General features: G+C 64.6%; 18 protein-coding genes. 5 read left to right on the top strand and 13 right to left on the bottom strand.

The annotated features are described in order from the left end of the window. Nucleotides 1-4: 4 nt before the first annotated feature. The 11 genes from trpS to glyA all read right to left on the bottom strand — a co-directional run bounded on the left by trpS (nt 5) and on the right by glyA (nt 9,996). Entirely contained in the window at nt 5-1,096 is a 1,092-nt protein-coding gene (gene trpS, locus ABH924_RS06830; protein WP_234751264.1) for a tryptophan--tRNA ligase, read from the bottom strand. Between the two features lie 19 nt (nt 1,097-1,115). Continuing rightward, complete coding sequence (locus ABH924_RS06825) at nt 1,116-1,949, bottom strand: exodeoxyribonuclease III (protein ID WP_404497780.1); 834 nt, start codon at nt 1,947-1,949, stop codon at nt 1,116-1,118. 10 nt (nt 1,950-1,959) lie between these two features. Beyond that, entirely contained in the window at nt 1,960-2,532 is a 573-nt protein-coding gene (locus ABH924_RS06820) for a hypothetical protein (RefSeq protein ID WP_234751261.1), read from the bottom strand. A gap of 67 nt (nt 2,533-2,599) precedes the next feature. Beyond that, on the bottom strand, nt 2,600-3,433 hold the full coding sequence (locus tag ABH924_RS06815) for an ABC transporter permease (RefSeq protein WP_234751259.1): 834 nt from the start codon (nt 3,431-3,433) through the stop codon (nt 2,600-2,602). Continuing rightward, nucleotides 3,430-4,251, bottom strand: a complete 822-nt coding sequence (locus ABH924_RS06810) for an ABC transporter permease (RefSeq protein ID WP_404497779.1) — start codon at nt 4,249-4,251, stop codon at nt 3,430-3,432. Before ABH924_RS06810 ends, ABH924_RS06815 begins: the two co-directional genes overlap by 4 nt. After that, nucleotides 4,244-5,173, bottom strand: a complete 930-nt coding sequence (locus ABH924_RS06805; protein WP_404497847.1) for an ABC transporter ATP-binding protein — start codon at nt 5,171-5,173, stop codon at nt 4,244-4,246. The genes ABH924_RS06810 and ABH924_RS06805 overlap by 8 nt, the downstream gene beginning before the upstream one ends. A gap of 231 nt (nt 5,174-5,404) precedes the next feature. Next, on the bottom strand, nt 5,405-5,704 hold the full coding sequence (locus tag ABH924_RS06800; protein WP_059388001.1) for an SHOCT domain-containing protein: 300 nt from the start codon (nt 5,702-5,704) through the stop codon (nt 5,405-5,407). Nucleotides 5,705-5,837: 133 nt separating this feature from the next. Beyond that, nucleotides 5,838-6,503 (bottom strand): response regulator transcription factor, encoded by a 666-nt coding sequence (locus ABH924_RS06795; RefSeq protein WP_234751256.1) that lies wholly within the window; start codon nt 6,501-6,503, stop codon nt 5,838-5,840. Beyond that, on the bottom strand, nt 6,500-7,660 hold the full coding sequence (locus tag ABH924_RS06790) for a sensor histidine kinase (protein WP_404497778.1): 1,161 nt from the start codon (nt 7,658-7,660) through the stop codon (nt 6,500-6,502). Before ABH924_RS06790 ends, ABH924_RS06795 begins: the two co-directional genes overlap by 4 nt. A gap of 102 nt (nt 7,661-7,762) precedes the next feature. Beyond that, entirely contained in the window at nt 7,763-8,674 is a 912-nt protein-coding gene (locus ABH924_RS06785) for a bifunctional methylenetetrahydrofolate dehydrogenase/methenyltetrahydrofolate cyclohydrolase (RefSeq protein ID WP_404497777.1), read from the bottom strand. Between the two features lie 8 nt (nt 8,675-8,682). After that, nucleotides 8,683-9,996, bottom strand: a complete 1,314-nt coding sequence (gene glyA / locus ABH924_RS06780; protein ID WP_404497846.1) for a serine hydroxymethyltransferase — start codon at nt 9,994-9,996, stop codon at nt 8,683-8,685. A 212-nt stretch (nt 9,997-10,208) separates the two neighbouring features. Here glyA and purU point away from each other — a divergent pair, with 212 nt between their 5' ends. The 3 genes from purU to ABH924_RS06765 all read left to right on the top strand — a co-directional run bounded on the left by purU (nt 10,209) and on the right by ABH924_RS06765 (nt 12,459). Beyond that, the gene (gene purU, locus ABH924_RS06775) at nt 10,209-11,069 is read left to right on the top strand and encodes a formyltetrahydrofolate deformylase (RefSeq protein WP_234751253.1); all 861 of its coding nucleotides are present in this window, start codon (nt 10,209-10,211) and stop codon (nt 11,067-11,069) included. Nucleotides 11,070-11,162: 93 nt separating this feature from the next. Beyond that, a complete protein-coding gene (locus tag ABH924_RS06770; RefSeq protein WP_404497776.1) occupies nt 11,163-11,858 on the top strand; it encodes a class I SAM-dependent methyltransferase in 696 nt (231 codons plus the stop codon). A gap of 76 nt (nt 11,859-11,934) precedes the next feature. Further along, nucleotides 11,935-12,459 (top strand): gamma carbonic anhydrase family protein, encoded by a 525-nt coding sequence (locus ABH924_RS06765; protein ID WP_404497775.1) that lies wholly within the window; start codon nt 11,935-11,937, stop codon nt 12,457-12,459. Here the strand turns inward: ABH924_RS06765 and ABH924_RS06760 are convergent. Both ABH924_RS06760 and ABH924_RS06755 read right to left on the bottom strand, forming a co-directional pair. After that, a complete protein-coding gene (locus ABH924_RS06760) occupies nt 12,456-14,180 on the bottom strand; it encodes a flavin monoamine oxidase family protein (protein ID WP_404497774.1) in 1,725 nt (574 codons plus the stop codon). The genes ABH924_RS06765 and ABH924_RS06760 overlap by 4 nt on opposite strands. Continuing rightward, a complete protein-coding gene (locus ABH924_RS06755; protein WP_404497845.1) occupies nt 14,177-15,607 on the bottom strand; it encodes an amino acid permease in 1,431 nt (476 codons plus the stop codon). The genes ABH924_RS06760 and ABH924_RS06755 overlap by 4 nt, the downstream gene beginning before the upstream one ends. A gap of 219 nt (nt 15,608-15,826) precedes the next feature. On the opposite strand from ABH924_RS06755, the gene alr reads away from it, so the two are divergent. Next, nucleotides 15,827-17,047: an alanine racemase gene (gene alr / locus ABH924_RS06750; protein ID WP_404497773.1), complete on the top strand. Its 1,221-nt coding sequence runs from the start codon at nt 15,827-15,829 to the stop codon at nt 17,045-17,047. Then, complete coding sequence (locus ABH924_RS06745; RefSeq protein WP_404497772.1) at nt 17,037-18,644, top strand: PucR family transcriptional regulator; 1,608 nt, start codon at nt 17,037-17,039, stop codon at nt 18,642-18,644. Before alr ends, ABH924_RS06745 begins: the two co-directional genes overlap by 11 nt. Nucleotides 18,645-19,068 lie beyond the last annotated feature (424 nt).

Raw genomic sequence — 19,068 nt, 5'->3', positions numbered from 1 at the left:
GGCTTTAGCGGATTCCTTGTGCTCCGCCGTAAGGCAGGAAGCCCACCTTGGCGTAGACGTCGGCCAGAGTGGCCGAGGCGATCTCGCGGGCTTTGTCCGCCCCTTGGGCGAGGAGCCGGTCGAGCTCGGCCGGATCGGCCAGCAACTCGTTGGCGCGGTCGCGGATCGGCCCGAGATGGGCTGCAACGAGTTCAGCGAGGTCGACCTTCAGGTGACCGTACATCTTGCCTTCGTAGTCCGCTACGATCTTCTCCACGGGCTGGCCGCTGATGGACGAGTAGATGCTCAGCAGGTTGGACACCCCGGGCTTTGCCTCACGGTCGAAACGGATTTCCGTCTCGGTGTCCGTGACTGCCGACTTAATGCGTTTGGCCGTGATCTTCGGGTCATCCAGCAGGTTGATCAGGCCGGCCGGCGACTCCGCGGACTTGGACATCTTGGCCGTGGGGTTCTGGAGATCGTAGATCTTGGCCGTTTCCTTCTGGATGAAGGCCTGCGGCACCTGGAACGTCTCGCCGTAGCGGCTGTTGAAACGCTGGGCGAGGTCGCGGCTGAGTTCAATGTGCTGCCGCTGGTCTTCGCCTACGGGTACCCCGTGTGGCTGGTACAGCAGGATGTCGGCGGCCTGCAGGATCGGGTACGTGAAGAGCCCGACGCTCGCGTGGTCGGAACCGTGTTGCAGCGACTTGTCCTTGAACTGGATCATGCGCGAGGCCTCGCCGAAGCCGGTGATGCAGCCCAGGACCCACGCCAGCTGGGCGTGCTCAGGAACCTGGGACTGGACGAACAGGGTGCACTTGTCCACGTCTACGCCGCCGGCGATGTACTGCGCAGCGGTGACACGTGTCCGGCGGGCCAGCTCAGCGGGATCCTGCGGCACCGTAATGGCATGCAGATCCGGGATGAAGAAGATGGCGTCATACTCGTCCTGCATGCGGACCCAGTTGACCAAGGCACCGAGGTAGTTGCCCAGGTGGAGGGAGTCAGCGGAGGGCTGCATGCCGGACAGCACGCGGTGCTTTGCCCCGGCGGCCAGTTTGGTGGATGTTGCCTTGGCTGCAGCTGCAGCGGGTTCTGTCGTGGTGGAACTGGTCATGAGGAAAACTTTCGAAAGCTTAGAGCTGGTAGTCGACTACCAGCGGTGCGTGGTCGGAGAAACGGGTGTCCCACGACGGCGCCCGGTCAACGACGACCGAAAGTGCGGCTGCCGCGAGTCCAGGAGTGGCCATGTGGTAGTCGATGCGCCAGCCTGTGTCAGTGTCAAAGGCCTTACCGCGCTGGGACCACCAGGTGTAGGGGCCATCGACATTTCCTGCCAGGCCCCTGTGGACATCCCTCCATCCGATCTCGTCGCCGAAGAAGCGGTCGAAGTACGCGCGCTCCTCAGGAAGGAAACCGGCACGCTTGGTGTTTCCCTTCCAATTCTTGATGTCGAGCTCGGTGTGGCCCACGTTGAGGTCGCCGACTACCAGGGCATGCTCACTGTGCTTGGCAAGTTCCGGAAGCCTCGTGGTCATGACGTCCAGGAAGCGGTACTTGTCCACCTGCCTGGGCGTGTCCACTTCGCCGGAGTGCACGTAAGCGCTGACGACCGTCAGGGTAGCGTCCTTGCCGCCGCCATCCCGAACGACGTAATCTGCCTCGACCCAGCGCCCAGTGGTGGCGAAGTAGTCGTCGCCGATACCCACGCGGGTGGCAACGGGTTCCTGCCGGGAGGCAATCGCAACGCCGGCGCGTCCCTTTGCCTCGGCTTCGGCGTGCAGAATGTACCAGCCTTCGCCGATGAGTTGCTGAACCACCTCATCGGGCGCGCGGACTTCCTGTAGACACAGGATGTCGACGTCGCGCGGTTCCAGCCACTCCGCCATGCCCTTCTTGTAGGCGGCGCGAATGCCGTTGACGTTGACCGTTGCGATGCGAAGGAAGTCCTTCTTCAATGCCGAGCTCACCCCGCCTACTCTAGTCGATGATGGTGCCCGAGACGGGCTCGTCTCCGCCGCCGGAGGACTTGATCATGTCCCGGGCATTGCTCGACGTGATGGCGATGGTCTCCAAGGCACGAGCGATGGTGTCCTGATCGGCGGCGTCGCCCTTGGCGCGTTCGTCCTCCACCACGCGTACTTGCACCTGGACGATCTTGAAAGAGTGGTCCAGTTTGAGGTCCCGGATTTCATCCGCTTCGTTCCGTTCCGAGACCACCCGTGTGCCACCGTGGTCGGCGCTCGACGACGACGGCGCCCGGCCGGTTGCCGCGTTGAAGGCGTTCTGGGCTTCAGTCAGTTTTTCACCGGCCCGCTTGGCGGCCTTCTGGATGCTGAAGACCACGAAAGCGGCGAGCGCGAGCCAGCCGAAGGAGACAACAGCAACGATCCAGCCGACGACGTCGTTCTGGTTGGCCGCGAAGATCACGGCCACCAGGAAAGCTATGAGCACCACCGTCATGCCCAGTCCACCGATGCGGAAGCCTTTGAACGGGCTCTTGGCGGAAGCGGACGAGGGAACAGATGACGGGGAGTCGCCGAGGGATCGCATGCACCCATTGTCGCAAACTCCGCGCGGCGAACCGCTCGCTTCCACCCCCGGCGAACACCCTGCCCGGCTATTTCAGGAAGAGCTTGCGCAACCTTCCGGTAGTGAGCGTTATCCCGAGGGCAATCATCACGAGGTAGTAGGCGATATGGACTGCCGTGGCCGGGCTGAAGGAACCAATGCTGATCTGCCGCAGGAGTTCCACGCCGTGCCACAGCGGCATCGCTTGGATGAGCCACTGGATGTATTGCGGATAGACGCTCAGCGGGTAGAACGTGGCGCTGAAAAGGAACATGGGCAGCATGAAGAAGTTGATCCAGTCCATCTGTTGGAAAGTCTTCATGAAGCTGGTGATGCCCATGCCGAAACTCGCAAAGCCAAAAGCGATCAGTACTGAGGCCGGGATGACAAGGATGGCCCATGGCGTGGTGATGAGTCCCATGACGGCCATGACGGCCGTGAACCCCGTGGCATACAGGAGTCCGCGCAGCAGGGCCAGGAAGATCTCCCCGATGGCTACGTCCAATGGTCCAAGGGAGGTGTAGAGCATTCCCTGGTACAGCTTGGCGAAGTTCATCTTGAAGAACACGTTCCAGGTGGAGTCGTAGACGGCGCCGTTCATGGCGGACACGGCCAGGAGCGCGGGCGCGATGTAGGCCGCATAACTGATTTCCTGGCCGCCCGGTCCCGCCACGGTCCCCACTATGGGCCCGAGTCCCACGCCCATGGAAATCAGGTACAGCACCGGCTCGAAGAACCCGGATACAAGGATCAACCAGGTGCTGCTTTTCGCTGCCATGAGGCCCCGGGATACAACAGCAAGCGCGTTGCGGGAGTACAGCGGGCCGAAGGTACGTTCACGGGCAGCGTCAGTGGCGCTATGGCCTCCGGTAAGAACGCTCATGCCCCCATCCTCCTGACGAACTGGCGCCGCGTCAGCGTCCAACCTGCAGCGGCTGCGCCCACAAGGAACACGATGTGGGTCAGGGTCAACAAGGGATTCTCCTCGAGTCCATAGGTGAAGACGCGGCCCAGCTGCGTTCCGTGCCACACGGGGGAGATCCAACCGATCCAGCGCACTCCAAGCGGCAGCGAATCCAGCGGGAAGAAGGTGCCCGAAAACAGGAACAGCGGCACCACGATGAATCGCTGCACCAACGCGAACTGGCCGGAGTCTTTGGTGATGCTCGAGGCATAGGCCATGAGCGGCAGCCCGAAGGACAAACCGGCCACCGTGGCAACTATCGCCGACACCCAGCCCCACGGACTCGGCGAGGCACCGAAAATGGCCACGATGGCGAAGTAGACCACTGATTGCACGAGGAACTTCAAGGCACTGGCCATGATGTGGCCCGCGGCGATCTGCTGCGGTACGAGCGGGGAGGCGTGCGGGCCATAGAACACGCGGCGCCATTTGAAGCCGTCCATGATCGGGTAGGAAAAGTCGCCCGACGCCGTCATGACCGCGGATGAGACCAACAGTGCCGGCGCGATGAAGGTCAAGTAGTTCACGCCACCGAACACCGCCGCGCTGTTCGCATCCACCAGGCTCGCCAGCCCGATGCCCATCGCGAAAAGATAGGCCACCGGCTGCCCCACGCTGTACAGGAAGACGGACCAGCCGTAGCCGCGCATCACACGCAGGACCTGCTCGGCGTAGAAGAAGGATCCCCAGCGCTTCGCCCGGGTGGCTGAAACGGCAGGCGAGTGGGCGCTAATCAACGAGGCTCCGCCCGGTCAGCCGGAGGAAGACGTCCTCGAGCGAAGAACGCCGCACGAGCGAGGTCAGGGGACGGAGCCGACGTGCGGAGACTTGCTCCAGGGCCGATTCGCCGTCGTTCGCGTAGATGAGCACCCGGTCCGGAAGCGTCTCGACGCGTTCGCCGATGCCCGCGAGTTCGACGCCAATGGTGGCGTTGCGTTCCGAACCGAAGCGGAGTTCCAGCACCTCGCGCGTGGAATATTCGCGGATCAGGCTGGCCGGCGAGCCTTCGGCCATGATCCGGCCCTTGTCCACCACGATCAGCCGGTCACAAAGCTGCTCGGCCTCGTCCATGTAATGCGTAGTGAGAATCAGCGTGACGCCTTGTTCCTTGAGCCGGAACAGCCGGTCCCAAAGGATGTGGCGGGCCTGCGGGTCCAGTCCCGTGGTGGGTTCGTCCAGGAGCAGGATCTTGGGCTCGTTGATGAGCGAGCGCGCAATCGTGAGACGCCGTTTCATGCCGCCCGAGAGGGCATCGACCCTGGACTTGGCCTTGTCTGTCAGCTGGGCGAACTCGAGCAGTTCGTCGGCCTTGGGACGCAAATAGCTCAAGGGCAGGCCGAAGTAGCGGCCATAGACAATCAGGTTTTCGCGGACCTTCAGTTCCTCGTCCAGGTTGTCCTGCTGCGGCACCACCCCGAGGTGCGCACGGACTTCCGGCCCATGGGTTTCCGGGTCCAGGCCCATGATGCTGAGCTTCCCGGACGTGCGCTGGGAGACCCCGCCGATCATTTTCATGGTGGTCGATTTGCCGGCGCCGTTCGGGCCAAGCAGGCCGAAGGACTCCCCTGCCGGGACCTCGAACGAGATACCGTCGACGGCGATGAGCTCGCCGTAGCTCTTGGTGAGGTTTTCGGCTGTGATGACTGCGGATGGGTTCATCTGGAAGCTGGCTGACGTGGAAAAAGAGCGGGTGGCTTCATTGTGCACCCCAGCAGACTAGTAGAGCCAAGGAATACGTGAAAGAGGTATTCCGCAATTTTCTGGATTAACCTCCTGGGGCCCTCGCGCGACATTCTGCTGGATCATTCCGCACCTCAGGCCTTGGAACCGCGTGATTCCAAGGCCTGATGGTTTATCCAGACGAATGATCCAGCAGAATCCGTCGGTTCCTCACTTCGTCGGATGTGCCCGCAGCACTTCCAAGCGCTGTCGGTATTCGGTCTCGTCGATTTCGCCCCGCGCGTAGCGCTCCCTCAGCACGCTTTCGGCGCCCTGGGTTGCTGCCCAGTAGTGGTTCCGGCGCCACATCCGCCGGCCGAAGAAGATGAAGAATCCGATGACCAGGAACCAAAACAGCGGGATCAGGAGGAAAAACGGCCAGAAGACGAATCCGTCCCCCGGTCCATGGACGACGTCGGCGGGAAGCTGCGCGGCCGCGGCGCCGATGGTGGTGCTCAGTGATGTCAACATGTCCAGTCCAAACTCTCAACAGGCCGTATCTCGGCTCTGGTTCCAGTCTGGTTTTTGGCCCATCGAAACGCGTCGGCCACCGGGAGTCACTTGCGGACTTCCGCCTACTCCCCCGGGAGACAGCGAGCCGGGGCTAGCTGCTCCAGCCCGGCCGGACCAAGCCGGATTCGTACGCCAGCACCACCAATTGCGCACGGTCCCGGACCAACAGTTTGGTCATGATCCGCGAAACGTGCGTCTTCGCTGTCAGCGGGGTGATGAACAGCCGCTCGGCGATCTCTGCGTTGTTCAGGCCCTCGCCTACCAGCGCCAGGACTTCCCGTTCGCGCTCGGTGATGTGGTCCAGGGGTACTGTCTTCGACGCCGCCTTGCTGTGCAGGGCGAGCTGGGCCATGATGCGGCGTGTCACGGACGGCGAAAGGAGCGCGTCGCCGTCGTGGACTACCCGCACGGCGCGGATCAGTTCCTCCGGTTCGGTGTCCTTGACGAGGAAGCCGGCGGCACCCGCGCGCACGGCCTCGGCGATGTATTCGTCCAGCTCAAACGTGGTGAGGATGATGATGCGGGTGTGCGCGAGGCGGGGATTGGCCAGGATTTGCCGTGTTGCGGCCAGTCCGTCGCCATCCGGCATGCGGATGTCCATGAGCACGACGTCGGGTGCCTCACGCTCGGCCAGCCTGACGGCATCGCGGCCCGTACCCGCTTCCGCTACCACTTCCATGTCCGGTTCAGCGTCCAGGAGTGCCCGGAATCCAGCCCGGATAAGGTTCTGGTCGTCGGCTAACAGCAAGCGGATCATCGCGGGTGTCCTCCTTGCTCGGGGTTCAGCGGGAGGTTCGCTTCCACGCGCAGCCCCGGCTCCAGCGGCATCAGGCCAAGCGTGCCGCCCAGGGCCTCAACGCGCTCCCGCATGCCCCTCAGTCCATTCCCGGCGGGCGCTCCCCGGAGGCCTCCGCCGTCGTCGTCGATCCTCACCCTCAGCGCGTTCCCCGCCAATTCGAGAAGTACGACGGCGGACGCCGCGCCTGAGTGCCTGCGGACGTTGCTCAGCGCTTCCTGGACGATCCGGTAGGCGGCTTCCTGCTGCGCTGGGCCAAGGTGTTCCGGGCCAAGGTGTTCCGGGCCCACCCGTACAGGGTCTACGGAGTTCTCGAACCGCAGCTGCAGGCCGCCGCGCCGCGCGTCTTCCACGAGTTCCGGGATCCGCCCCAGACTTGGCGGCGCCGCGGGACTCAGCGGGGCGTCGTCGCGCAAGACACCGAGGAGCTGACGGACTTCGGCCAGGGATTCCTTGCTCGCTGCCTTGATGGCTTCCAGCGCCGGGCGGAGCTTCTCGGGATCGTTCGTTCCCAGATGGAGCGCCACGGAAGCCTGGACGTTGATCATCGACAGGGAGTGGGCCACAACATCGTGGATGTCCCGGGCGAGCGTGAGACGGTATTCGTCTCGTTCGGCCTGTTTCGCAGCCTCCCGCCGTCGCCGGTATTCGGCCATCCGTTCGCCCCGCCGTCGGAAGCCTTCACCGATCAGGACAAGGATCGCCGCCCAGGCAACCCCGGCAGAGGCCCGGACAAGCCCTGTCTCATCCCCGGCGAGGACGGCCATCAGAACGAGGGCGGCGGCGCAAATCCCGGCCCCAAGCCAGGCCTGCCAGCGGAGCCCCGCGGCAGCGGTCAGGATGATCGAGAGAGCCAAGGACAGCACGATCGGACCCCAGGCGTAACCGAGGAGCAGGTAGATGGACGTGACCGCGATAGTGATTGGCAGCATGATGGCGGGCCTGCGGGTCCGGAAAGCCAAGGCCGCGGGGCCGGCCAACAGCAGCATAAAGGCGAGCGGGTCCAAGGGGCGCAGGGCGGCCTGATGGCTCGCCGAAAAGACGGTCCCCAGGACCTGGATCAGGGCGACCGCGATCACGATGAAACTCGTGGGAGGACCCTGGAAACGCCGCTGCATGCTCCGAGCCTAGCCGCGGAGGGCGCCGGCGTCGTCGGGTTAACGATGTAGGGCACCTACTCCCGCGGGAGTAGGCGCCCTACACGGCGGTGGGGAGCAAAATCAGGCGACGCCGGAGACGCTTCCCGCTGCCAATTGGCGTTCCGCTGCTTCGACCACGTTGGTCATGAGCAGCGCCACGGTCATGGGACCCACGCCGCCGGGGTTCGGCGAAATCCAGCCGGCTACATCGGCAACGCCGGGATCGATGTCGCCGTGGACCTTGCTCTTGCCCGTCTCGGGGTCGGTTTCACGGGTGACACCGACGTCGAGCACGGCCGCGCCCGGCTTCACGTCCGCAGGCTTGACGATGTGCTTGGCACCCGCCGCGCCTACAATCACGTCCGCCTGCCGCAGCAGCTCCGAGAGGTTCCTGGTGCCGGTGTGCGTCAGCGTCACGGTGGCGTTCACGGCCCGCCGGGTGAGCAGCAGGCCGATCGAGCGGCCGATCGTGACGCCGCGGCCGACCACCACAACGTGCTTTCCGGCGAGGCTGTAGCCGTTGCGCTGCAGGAGCTCGATGACGCCGCGGGGTGTGCACGGCAGCGGCGAGGTGATCTCTCCGTTGACGTTGAGCACCAGCCGGCCCAGGTTGGTCGGGTGCAGGCCGTCGGCATCCTTGGCGGGGTCGATCCGCTCGAGGATGGCGTCGGTGTCCAGGTGCTTGGGCAGCGGCAGCTGCACGATGTAACCGTGGCAGGCGGGGTCCGCATTGAGTTCGTCGATGAGGGCCTCAACCTGGGCCTGGGTGGCGTCCGCCGGAAGCTCACGCTGGATCGAGTTCATCCCGATCTCCAGAGACTGCTTGTGCTTCATGGACACGTAAAGCTGCGAGGCAGGGTCCGCACCTACGAGCACAGTGGCAATGCCCGGAGTTACGCCGCGGGCCCTCAGGGCAGCGACACGCTCAGTCAGCTCAGACTTGATGGCGGCGGCGGCGGCCTTGCCGTCAAGGATCTTCGCGGTCTGCGCCATGGACGGGTTCACCACTGCTCGTGCTGCGGGTACAGCGGGAAGTCTGCAGCGAGCTTGTCGACCCGGGCCTGCAAGGCTTCAACGTCGGTAGCGGAGCCGGACTTGAGCGCCGAAGCGATGATCTCGGCAACCTCGGTGAATTCCGTGGCACCGAAGCCGCGGGTGGCGAGGGCCGGGGTACCGATGCGCAGGCCGGAGGTGACCATCGGCGGGCGGGGGTCGAAAGGAACGGCGTTGCGGTTGACGGTGATGCCCACCGAATGCAGGAGGTCTTCTGCCTGCTGGCCGTCCAGCTGCGAGTTGCGCAGGTCCACGAGGACCAAGTGGACGTCGGTGCCGCCGGTCAAAACGGAAACACCGGCTTCAGCGACATCGGCCTGGTTGAGGCGATCGGCGATGATCTTGGCTCCTTCAAGGACGCGCTCCTGGCGCTCCTTGAACTCCTCGCCGGCAGCGATCTTGAACGCAACGGCCTTGGCGGCGATCACGTGCATGAGCGGACCGCCCTGCTGTCCCGGGAACACGTTGGAGTTGAGTTTCTTCGCCCATTCCTGCTTGGCGAGGATCACGCCGGAACGGGGGCCGGCCAGCGTCTTGTGCACCGTGGAGGTAACGACGTCGGAGTGCGGCACCGGGCTCGGGTGCAGACCTGCTGCGACGAGGCCAGCGAAGTGGGCCATGTCCGTCCAAAGGAGCGCGCCAACCTCGTCGGCGATGGAGCGGAAGGCTGCAAAGTCGAGGTGGCGCGGGTAAGCGGACCAGCCGGCGATGATGACCTGCGGCTTCTCGGCAATGGCCTGTTCGCGGAGCTTGTCCATGTCCACGCGGAAGTTGTCTTCTTCAACCTGGTAGGCAGCTACGTTGTAGAGCTTGCCGGAGAAGTTGAGCTTCATGCCATGGGTCAGGTGGCCACCGTGGGCCAGGGAAAGGCCGAGGATCTTGTCACCAGGAGTGATCATGGCGGACAGGGCTGCGGCGTTGGCCTGCGCACCCGAGTGCGGCTGTACGTTGGCGTACTCAGCGTCGAAGAGCGCCTTCACGCGGTCGATGGCCAGTTGCTCGGCGATGTCCACGTATTCGCAGCCGCCGTAGTAGCGGCGGCCCGGGTAGCCTTCGGCGTACTTGTTGGTCAGGACCGAGCCCTGGGCCTCCATGACGGCGCGGGGGGCAAAGTTCTCGGAAGCGATCATTTCCAGGGTGCCGCGCTGGCGGCCGAGTTCCTGTTCCAGAACTGCTGCGATCTCGGGGTCGAGCTCGGAGAGCGGCTGGTTGCTGATGGTCGCGGAGGTGATGGTGGTGGTGGTCACGAAGATCTCCTGGATAGGCAACGGGTATTTCTACAGGTCAGGCTACCGGCTGGGTTTTTTCCATGCCTTTGATTACGGGGCATGGCACAGCGACAGTAAAACGTGACCCTCGGCCCAGGCGTACGATCCGTGGTCTTCATCAATGCCGCTCCCTGGTGGTACACCACCCAACGCCAGTCGCGACGACTTAAACAGTACAACAGGTGCGCAACGGTAGGCTTGATCGTGTGACTGACTCCACCCTGCCTACGTCTTTTGTTGTAACCCTGTCCTGCCCGGACCGGCCCGGAATTGTGCACGCCGTTGCAGGCGCTTTGTTGGAGGCTGGCTGCAACATCGCCGATTCCCAGCAGTACGGCAGCCCCAGCACGGGAAACTTCTTCATGCGGGTGGAAGCCACGACGTCCTCGACCCAGGCTGAACTGAGTTCGGCACTGGCCCCGGTGGCCGAAGAATTCGGCATGAAGTGGCAGATCAACCCGGTGGGCCAGAAGGTCCGTACCCTCATACTGGGTTCAAAGGACGCACACTGCCTCAACGATCTGCTCTTCCAGCAACGCACTGGCACCCTCCCCATCGAGGTGCCGGCCATAGTATCCAACCACCGGGACCTCGAAGGTCTGGCGGAGTTCTACGGGATCCCCTTCCACCACATCCCTGTCACTCCGGACACCAAGCCCCAGGCCGAGGCGAAGCTGCTCGAGCTCATCCGTGAGCACGGCATAGAGCTGACCGTCCTGGCGCGCTACATGCAGGTCCTCTCCAACGAGCTCTGCACCGAACTCAACGGCAAGGCCATCAACATCCATCACTCCTTCCTGCCGTCCTTCAAGGGCGCCAAGCCCTACCACCAGGCGCATGCCCGGGGCGTGAAGATCATCGGTGCCACCGCCCACTACGTCACGGCGGACCTCGACGAGGGCCCGATCATCGAGCAGGAAGTCATCCGGGTGGACCACGCCCGCACAGCCGAGCAATTCGTGCAGATGGGCCGCGACGTCGAGGGCCGCACGCTGGCGCAGGCTGTGCAGTGGCACGCCGAGCACCGCGTCCTGCTCGACGGCACCCGCACGGTGGTTTTCAACTAGCGCTCCCCCACCCAACTAGCTCGCATTTGTTGTCGTTTTGACGCCTCATAACGACACCTATTGCGAGTCAGTTGGGTGTTCTACGCTGGGTCCATGGACGGGATCCGGAGGGCCTTCAGCGACGAAGCCGACAATCACGAGGCGAACCTGGCCGTTTACTACGACCGGCAGGCCGGCATCCAGAACACCCGCGCCATGACCCCGCATCGGACGGAATGCCGCGATTGGTTCATTCGGCTGCTCAAGGACGAACACCGGCACTCGATGTTCGAACTAGGCTGCGGCACCGGCGTCGAAGGATTGGAATTCGTCCGAGCGGGACTGCATTACACGGGCGTCGACCTTTCCGAGGAGAGCGTCCACGTCGCCCGTTCCAAGGGCTTGGACGCCAGCGTGGCGAGCGGACGGTCCCTGCCGTTCGCCGACGCCACGTTCCCGGCCGTGTGGACCATGAGCACCCTCTTGCATGTCCCCAACAGCACGATCCACGACGTCGTCGCTGAACTCGTGCGGGTCAGCGCGGCCGGTGCGCCGATCGCCGTCGGGCTCTGGTCCGGTGACGACGAAGAAGTCCTCAACCCTGAGGACCAAGACGAGCCGCGGCGGTTCTTCAGCCGGCGGAGCGACGACACCCTGCGCCGCATCTTGGGTGCCTACGGCACGGTGGAACACTTTGAAACCTGGCCCGAGGGAACGGGCGTCGAGTCCGGACCCGGTGCCGGCAATTGGACCCAGCATTACCAGTTCCTGGTCCTCCGGACACCTTCCGACCCAACTGACTCGCAGTAGGTGTCGTTATGGGGCGTCAAAGCGACACCTATTGCTAGCTCGTTGGGTTGGGGCCGGCGTGTTCTAGGCTTGCCCCATGGCTCCCATTTACACCTTCGCCGGGGATACTCCGGCCATCCATGACACCGCCTTCGTGGCACCCACGGCTTCCATCATCGGCAAGGCCACCCTCGGCGCGGACTCCAGCGCTTTCTATGGCGTGTCGGTCCGTGCCGACACCGCCGCAATCAGCGTCGGTGCCGGCTCGAACCTGCAGGACAATGTGGTCCTGCACGCCGACCCCGGTTTCCCCTGCACCGTCGGCGAACGCGTCAGCGTCGGCCACAGCGCCGTCGTCCACGGATGCACCGTGGAGGACGACTGCCTCATCGGCATGAGCGCCACCATCCTGAACGGCGCCGTCATCGGTACCGGTTCGCTTGTTGCCGCCGGCGCGGTCGTGCTTGAGGGAACTGTCATCCCGCCGCGATCCTTGGTTGCCGGGGTGCCCGCCAAGGTGCGCCGCGAACTGAGCGAAGAAGAGCTCGACGGCGTGAAGCGCAACGCGGCGCACTACCGGGAGCTGGCGGCGGCGCACCGCGGGATGCACGCGCAGCGCTAGTCCAGGCTGATCGGACCCAGCTCGTCCAACAAATCACCGGGACCGGGGTTGCCTGCCACGGACGATCCACCGAGGTGGTTCACCACACCCCACACGGCGTTGAGACCTGTGGTGACGGCGCCTTCGGCCCAGCCTGCGGTGAACGAGACGTCGTCGCCGGCCAGGAAGATGCCCCGCTGGCTCTCCGGCAGTTTGTCCTGCTTGAAGTGCGTGAACAGTCGCTGCTGGTAGCGGTAGTGCCCGGGCAGGTTGGCCTTGAAGGCACCCATGAAATTAGGATCGGCCTCCCAGGAAACGGTGATCGGCTGGCCCACGATGTGGCTCGCGATGTCCACGCCCGGGTAGATCTGCTCGAGCGAGTGAAGCATGAGCCTGACTCGCTCCTCGGCATTGAGCGAGAGCCACTTCAGGGCGTCGTCGTTCCACGTGTAGGAAAGCAGGATGACGGCAGGCTTGTCCGGACCGTCGTCGAGCAGGTACGTTGCCCGGTTGAGCCGGTCGGTCAGCGTCATGGAAAGCACTTCGCGGCCCGTTTCGGGGTCGATGTCCTTCCAGAACGGCCGGTCCACCATCACGAAGGTCTTGGACGACTGCATGTAGTGCGAGCGCTCGATCGCGGTCCAGAGTTCCGAGGGGAACAACGATTCCTGGGTGTGGATCCGCGTGGACAGCAACCATGACTGGCACGTGGTCACGACGGCGGGGTAGCCGGTTTCGCGGCCCCAACGTTCGCGCACCATGAGGTCGCCGTTCGCTCCGCGTTCGATGCGGTCCACGGCTCCGCGCGGGGAACCGGAATGCAACGATGCGAGCGAGGTGCCCTCGGGCCAGTGAGCCATGCCCGACGGCGCGTGGTGCCAAAGTGCCTCGGGGAGCCGTTGCGCTCCCCCGGTGATGAGCCGGTGCTGGTCATCGGCGTCGGTGTAGACGACGCGCAGGATTTCGAGGATGGAGTTGGGGAAGTCGGTGTCCCAGCCGCCGGTGCCGAACCCTACCTGCCCGAAGGCCTCGCGGTGTGCGAATCCGGCCTCCTTGAAGGACTTGCTTGCGGCGATGAAGCCGTAGAAGGTCTGCTCATCCAGGAGCGGGAGCAGTTCGTTCCATAGCTCCTTGATGCGCTTGGTATCGCGGGCCCGGATCGCCTGCTGCATCTCCTGGAACGCTGCGCCGTCATTCACAGCGGCCTTCCACGCTGCGGCAACCTCGTGGAAGAACTCGGGCAGGTCCGCCGAGGTGGCGGCGTAGTGCTTCTGCCCGGCCAGCTCGATCACCGTGCTTGAAGTTGCGGGCGCGAGCGGGTTGGGGAATTCCTGGGTGTCCAGGCCGAGGAGGTCCACGTAGTGGTAGAACGCCTTGCCTGACACGGGGAAGCGCATGCCGCCAAGGTCTGCCACCACTCCGGGAGCGGAGGGGAAGCCCGCGGTGCGCAGCCGCCCGCCGATCTGGTCGGCCTCGTAGACCACGGGGCGCAGCCCGAGCTTCATGAGCTCGTAGGCCGTGACGAGTCCCGACAGGCCGGCGCCGATCACCGCGACCTCCGTGCCGTACCGTTCCGGCGGCACAACCGCCAGGCCGTCGGAGTGGGCCAAGTAGTGGTCGTAGCTGAACGGGAAGTCCGGGTTCAGCATGGTGATGGGAGCGTCGCCCGGCGTCGCTTGGGAAGTCCCGGTGTCACCTGTGCGGGGTGTGGGTTCCGTGGGCAATTCGGTGGCGATGGTCATGAAAGTTCTGCCTTCACAGTTTCCGGGTCAGCGACCCTTGCGGATAGTTCACGGTATTCCTGATCGGTCAGGGCTGCTACATTGGAGTTCCGGCGTCCGTAGCCGAAGTAGAGCGCGATCCCCACAAGCATCCAGCCGCCGAATACCACCCAGGTGTCGGCACCCAGGTTGGCCATGAGGTAGGCGCACATCAGCGTGCCGAGAACAGGAGTGATCGGGTAGAGCGGTACGCGGAAGCTGCGCTTGAGCTCCGGGCGGTTGCGCCGCAGGTAGATGACGGCGACGTTCACCAGCGCGAACGCAAAGAGGGTGCCGATGCTGGTGGCGTCAGCCAGGGCACCGAGCGGGACGAGCCCCGCGGTGAGTGCGACGGCGGTGCCCACGATGAGCGTTCCGGCCACCGGGGTGCCGGTTCGCGGAGAGATACGGCCGAAGACCTCCGGGACCAGTCCATCGCGGGACATGGAGAGCAGGATGCGGGTCTGGCCATAGAGGACCGTCAGCACGATGCTGGCGATGGCCAGCACGGCTCCGATGGAGAAGACGAGCGCGATCCAGGGCTGGTGGGTGGTTTCCTCGAGGATCTGGACGAGGGCTGCCTCGGTGCCGCCGAACCATTCCCAGGGGCGGGCGCCGATGGCGGCTACGGCAACCAGGACGTAGATGCTGGTCACGATCACCATGGAGAGCAGGATAGCGCGGGGCAGGTCGCGCTTAGGGTTGCGGGCCTCTTCGCCGGCGGTGGAAGCGGCGTCGAAGCCGATGTAGGAGAAGAACACCCTGGATGCGGCGGCCGAAACACCCGCGGCGCCCATGGGCATGAGCGGTTCGAAGTTGCCGGCGTTGAATGCGGTGAACGCAACGGCGCAGAAGAAGAGCAGGATGACGATCTTGATGGTCACGATCACGGTGTTGATCCAGGCGCTTTCCTTGGCACCTCGCACCAGCAAGACCATCGCGAGGACCACAATCAGCATGGCCGGGATGTTGACCACGCCGCCGCTCCCCGGCGGCTGGGACATCGCGTCCGGCAGGAACTGGCCGAACGCGGCGAGGGTTTCGTTCACGTATTGCCCTGCGCCGACGGCCACGGCAGCCACGGAGACCGCGTATTCGAGGACGAGGCACCAACCACAGATCCAGGCCATGCCTTCGCCCATCGTGGCGTAGGAGTAGGAGTAGCTGGAACCGGCAACGGGTACGAGGCCCGCCATTTCGGCGTAGGACACAGCCGAGAACAGGGCAGCAAGGCCCGCCACGACGAAGGAAATCCAGACCGCTGGTCCGGCCAGCGGCACGGATTCACCCAGGATCACCAGGATGCCCGTGCCGAGGGTCGCGCCGACGCTGATCATTGTCAGCTGGAGGACGCCGAAGCTGCGGACCAGCGGCGTACCGCTTTCGCTGCTTCCGGCTTCGCTGACCATCTGCCCGATCGGTTTGCGGCGCAGCAGCTGCGAACCGAGCCCCGGCCGGCGGGTGGTGTTGCCGGGATCTGTATTCGCGGCGTGCGTTGGCTTGGTCTGGGTGGAGGTAGGCACAGTCACCGTTGACGTCCCTTCAGAGTAGTTGGCGGTTTCCCCTGACCACCCTAAGCCTGTGAGCCAGCTCTCACGGCGGTGCAAAATGACCTATAGTGATCAACCATGAGACGTATTGCACAATCAGAACCGACGCCGGAAGCGGCACTTTCCGGGCAGGTCAGCGTTGACCTATCTGCGATTTCAGACAACATCAAAGTCCTCAAGAAGCGCACCGCCGCGCCGCATTTCATGGCCGTCGTCAAAGGGAACGGCTACGGTCACGGCCTCGTGGATGTTGCCCGCACGGCCGTTGCGGCAGGAGCCGATTGGCTAGGAACCGCCCAGTTGAGCGAAGCCATCATCTTGCGCCAGGCGGGCATCACCGTGCCGGTCCTTTCGTGGCTGTATCTGGCATCCCAGACCAGCGCGACCATCCGTGAGGCACTCGAGTACGACGTCGACGTTTCGCTTGGGAGCGTCGGTCAACTTGAGGTCCTGGCCGGGATCGCGGGGCAATTGGGCTGCCCCGCCGTCGTGCACCTGGAGCTGGACAGCGGCCTCAGCCGCGGCGGAGCGCGCAAGGAAGACTGGCCCGAACTCGTGGCCCAGGCTCGCAAGGCCGAGCAGGATGGCACGGTTCTGGTCCGCGGCATCTGGACCCACCTGGCCTGGGCCGATGTTCCCGCCCACCCCGGAAACGCTGCAGCCGTGGCGGAGTTTGAAGACGCCGTTCGCGCAGCGCGCGCTGCCGGCCTGGACCCGCAGCTGCGGCACGTGTCGAGCTCTGCAAACATCCTGGACCGGCCCGAATTCCATTTCGATATGGTCCGCGCCGGACTGGCGATCTACGGATTGGCCCCGGCGGACCACCTGGATCCCGCCGACTTCGGACTTCGCCCCGCCTTGAGCGTCACCGCACCACTCGTCATGGTCAAGAAGGTCCCGGCCGGGACCGGGGTCAGCTACGAACACCAGGCCATCACGCACGAACCGCGCTACCTCGGACTCATCCCCCTGGGCTACGCCGACGGCATCCCCAAGGGCATCAGCGGCCGGAGCCTGGTCCAGATCGCCGGACGGAAAGTCCCCGTGATCGGCAAGGTGTGCATGGACCAGTTCATGGTGGACCTCGGTCCGGATGCGTCCGGGATCGAGGTCGGAGACACGGCGGTCCTGTTCGGCGATCCGGCCGGAGGGGCTGCGAGCGCCGACGATTGGGGCGCCGCCATCGGAAGCCACGGCGACGAGATCATCAACCGGATCGCACCGCGGCTCCCCCGCGTGTACGAATCCAGTGCCTACGAGTGCCCCGATTACCAGGAGGCAGCGAGCGATGTCGCCTGAGCCGAGCCCCAGCCGCCTGAGTTTCGTCACGCTTGAGCAGTTTCTGAACCAGCTGCCGCCCGAGTTGGAAATACTCCACGACGGCGGCAGCGGCGGGGAGCTGCTGCGCTGGGTTGAACCGAGCGAACTGGACGATCCCACGCCCTACCTGCCGGAGGGGGAGTTCCTGCTGACCGCGGGACTCCCCTTCCTGGGTGACGGCGGGTCCAAGGAGAACGTCGATGCGTACGTGAAGCGGCTGGTGGGAGCCAAGGTGGCGGCGCTGGGGTTCGGGATCAGGCCGTATTTCGACGCCGTCCCGGCCGAGCTAGTCAAGGCGTGCCGCCGGCACCAGCTCACCTTGATCGAGATCCCGGAATCGATACCGTTCGCCGCGATCGGGCTTGAGTTCTCCCAGCTCCTGGAATCGGACAATGCGAAGGTCTTCCGCCAGCTCGCAGACACCAACAGGCAACTCATGCGGGCAGTCCTCTCCCCTCGGCCGGAACACGAGCTCCTCGCCGCTTTGGTCCAGAAGGTGCCCGTCTGGGCACTTCTCGTCGGAGCGGACGGGCGGGTACGTGCGCGCGCCCACGCAGCCGGCGGCAGCACCGGCGTCGAGCATTCACTACTGGAGCCGATGCTGGAGCGGCTCCTTTCGGGCAGCGGACCGCGGGTTGAGGTGGACGGCTTTGAGCAGCCGGGATCGGCGATGGTTTTCGGCCACCCGCTCCGGAGCACCAAGGACGCCAATCTGGGCGCCCTGATCCTGGGCTCGGACGCTGCGCTGACTCCCGCCCAGAACAGCGTGGTGCAGTCCGTCGTAGGGCTGCTGGAGCTGCTCGTCCGCCAACGGACCAGCGGCTCGCTCGCGCCGAGCCAATTGGCGACGGCGTTGCTTTTGCACCCTGAAAGCCTTGCCACCGGCGGGACACGGCACGTCAACGGGCTCAAGGATCTCGTCGCCCAAAGCCTGTCCTCCACGCGATCCGCTCCCCTGCGCGTGGTCCAAGGCATCAAGGTGGACTCCCCCGAGTGGCCGGCCGGTGACAGCCCGGTGCGCGAGCTATTGCAGTGGCGGCGCCTCTTCGACACCAAACTGGTGGAAATCACCGATTACGGGTTCGCTGCGATCACTCGTTTGAAGGTGGACGACGCACTCCTCGCGGACGTCGAAAAGCTCGGTTGGCGGCTCGTCATCGGAGACCCGACGGAACTGACCGGGCTCGCCGCAGCGCATCAGCGCGTGACGTCACTCCGTTCACGGGTCCAGTACAGCGGACGGAGCGCTCGCGTCGACGAGGTGACCTGGTCCGTTACGGGGCTCCTGGGACGCGAGGCCGGATCCATGCTTGCCGCGAGGCTCCTTGAACCGGTACTCGCTTTAGAAGCCGATCGGCGCGATCCCCTCTTAGCGGTACTCCGGGGCTGGCTGAGCGAAAACGGCAGCTGGGACGCCTCCGCCAAACTCCTGGGGTTGCACCGCAACAGCGTGCGCCGCCAGATCGGCCTGCTCGCCGAACTCCTCGACACCGACCTGAACCAGGCCCAAGTGCGGGCGGAGCTTTGGATCGCCCTTCAGTACACGGACGGTTTGGTGGGCGGAGGGGACGCCTAGTCCCTCTTCTTCCTCAGCGACAGAATCAACTGGCGGCGTTCCCGCCGGATGGATACGGACAGTAGCGCACTTCACGCCGACGTTCTATGGGATTGACGTAAGGGTTAGGGGTTGGTGTGGGTTGCTGTGCCGCTACGATCCTCGCTTCCGGCGCGCCCTTCCAATCAGCATCAGGAGGAGACCCAGGGCGACGCAAGCCAGGCTCACGTACAGCAATGCCCGTTCGGCCGGCGCAAATGCAACCAATTTACGGAAGACTTCCGGCGGTACGGCTGGATCCAGATCCTCTACGTACATATAGCGCGAAAAGGAGGAGATCCAGAGGGTGAGGGCAATCAAGAAACCCGCACCGGCCCCAAAACCGCCAGCAAAAATGAACGCTCTCGCTCGAGTCATCGCTTGCCTCTACTTTCGCTCCTGTGAT

Origin of the sequence: Arthrobacter sp. GAS37, assembly GCF_044908325.1 — a bacterium.
In the GTDB taxonomy this organism is placed as follows: Bacteria; Actinomycetota; Actinomycetes; order Actinomycetales; family Micrococcaceae; genus Arthrobacter; species Arthrobacter ramosus.
This window is presented reverse-complemented; position numbering and strand designations above follow the sequence as displayed.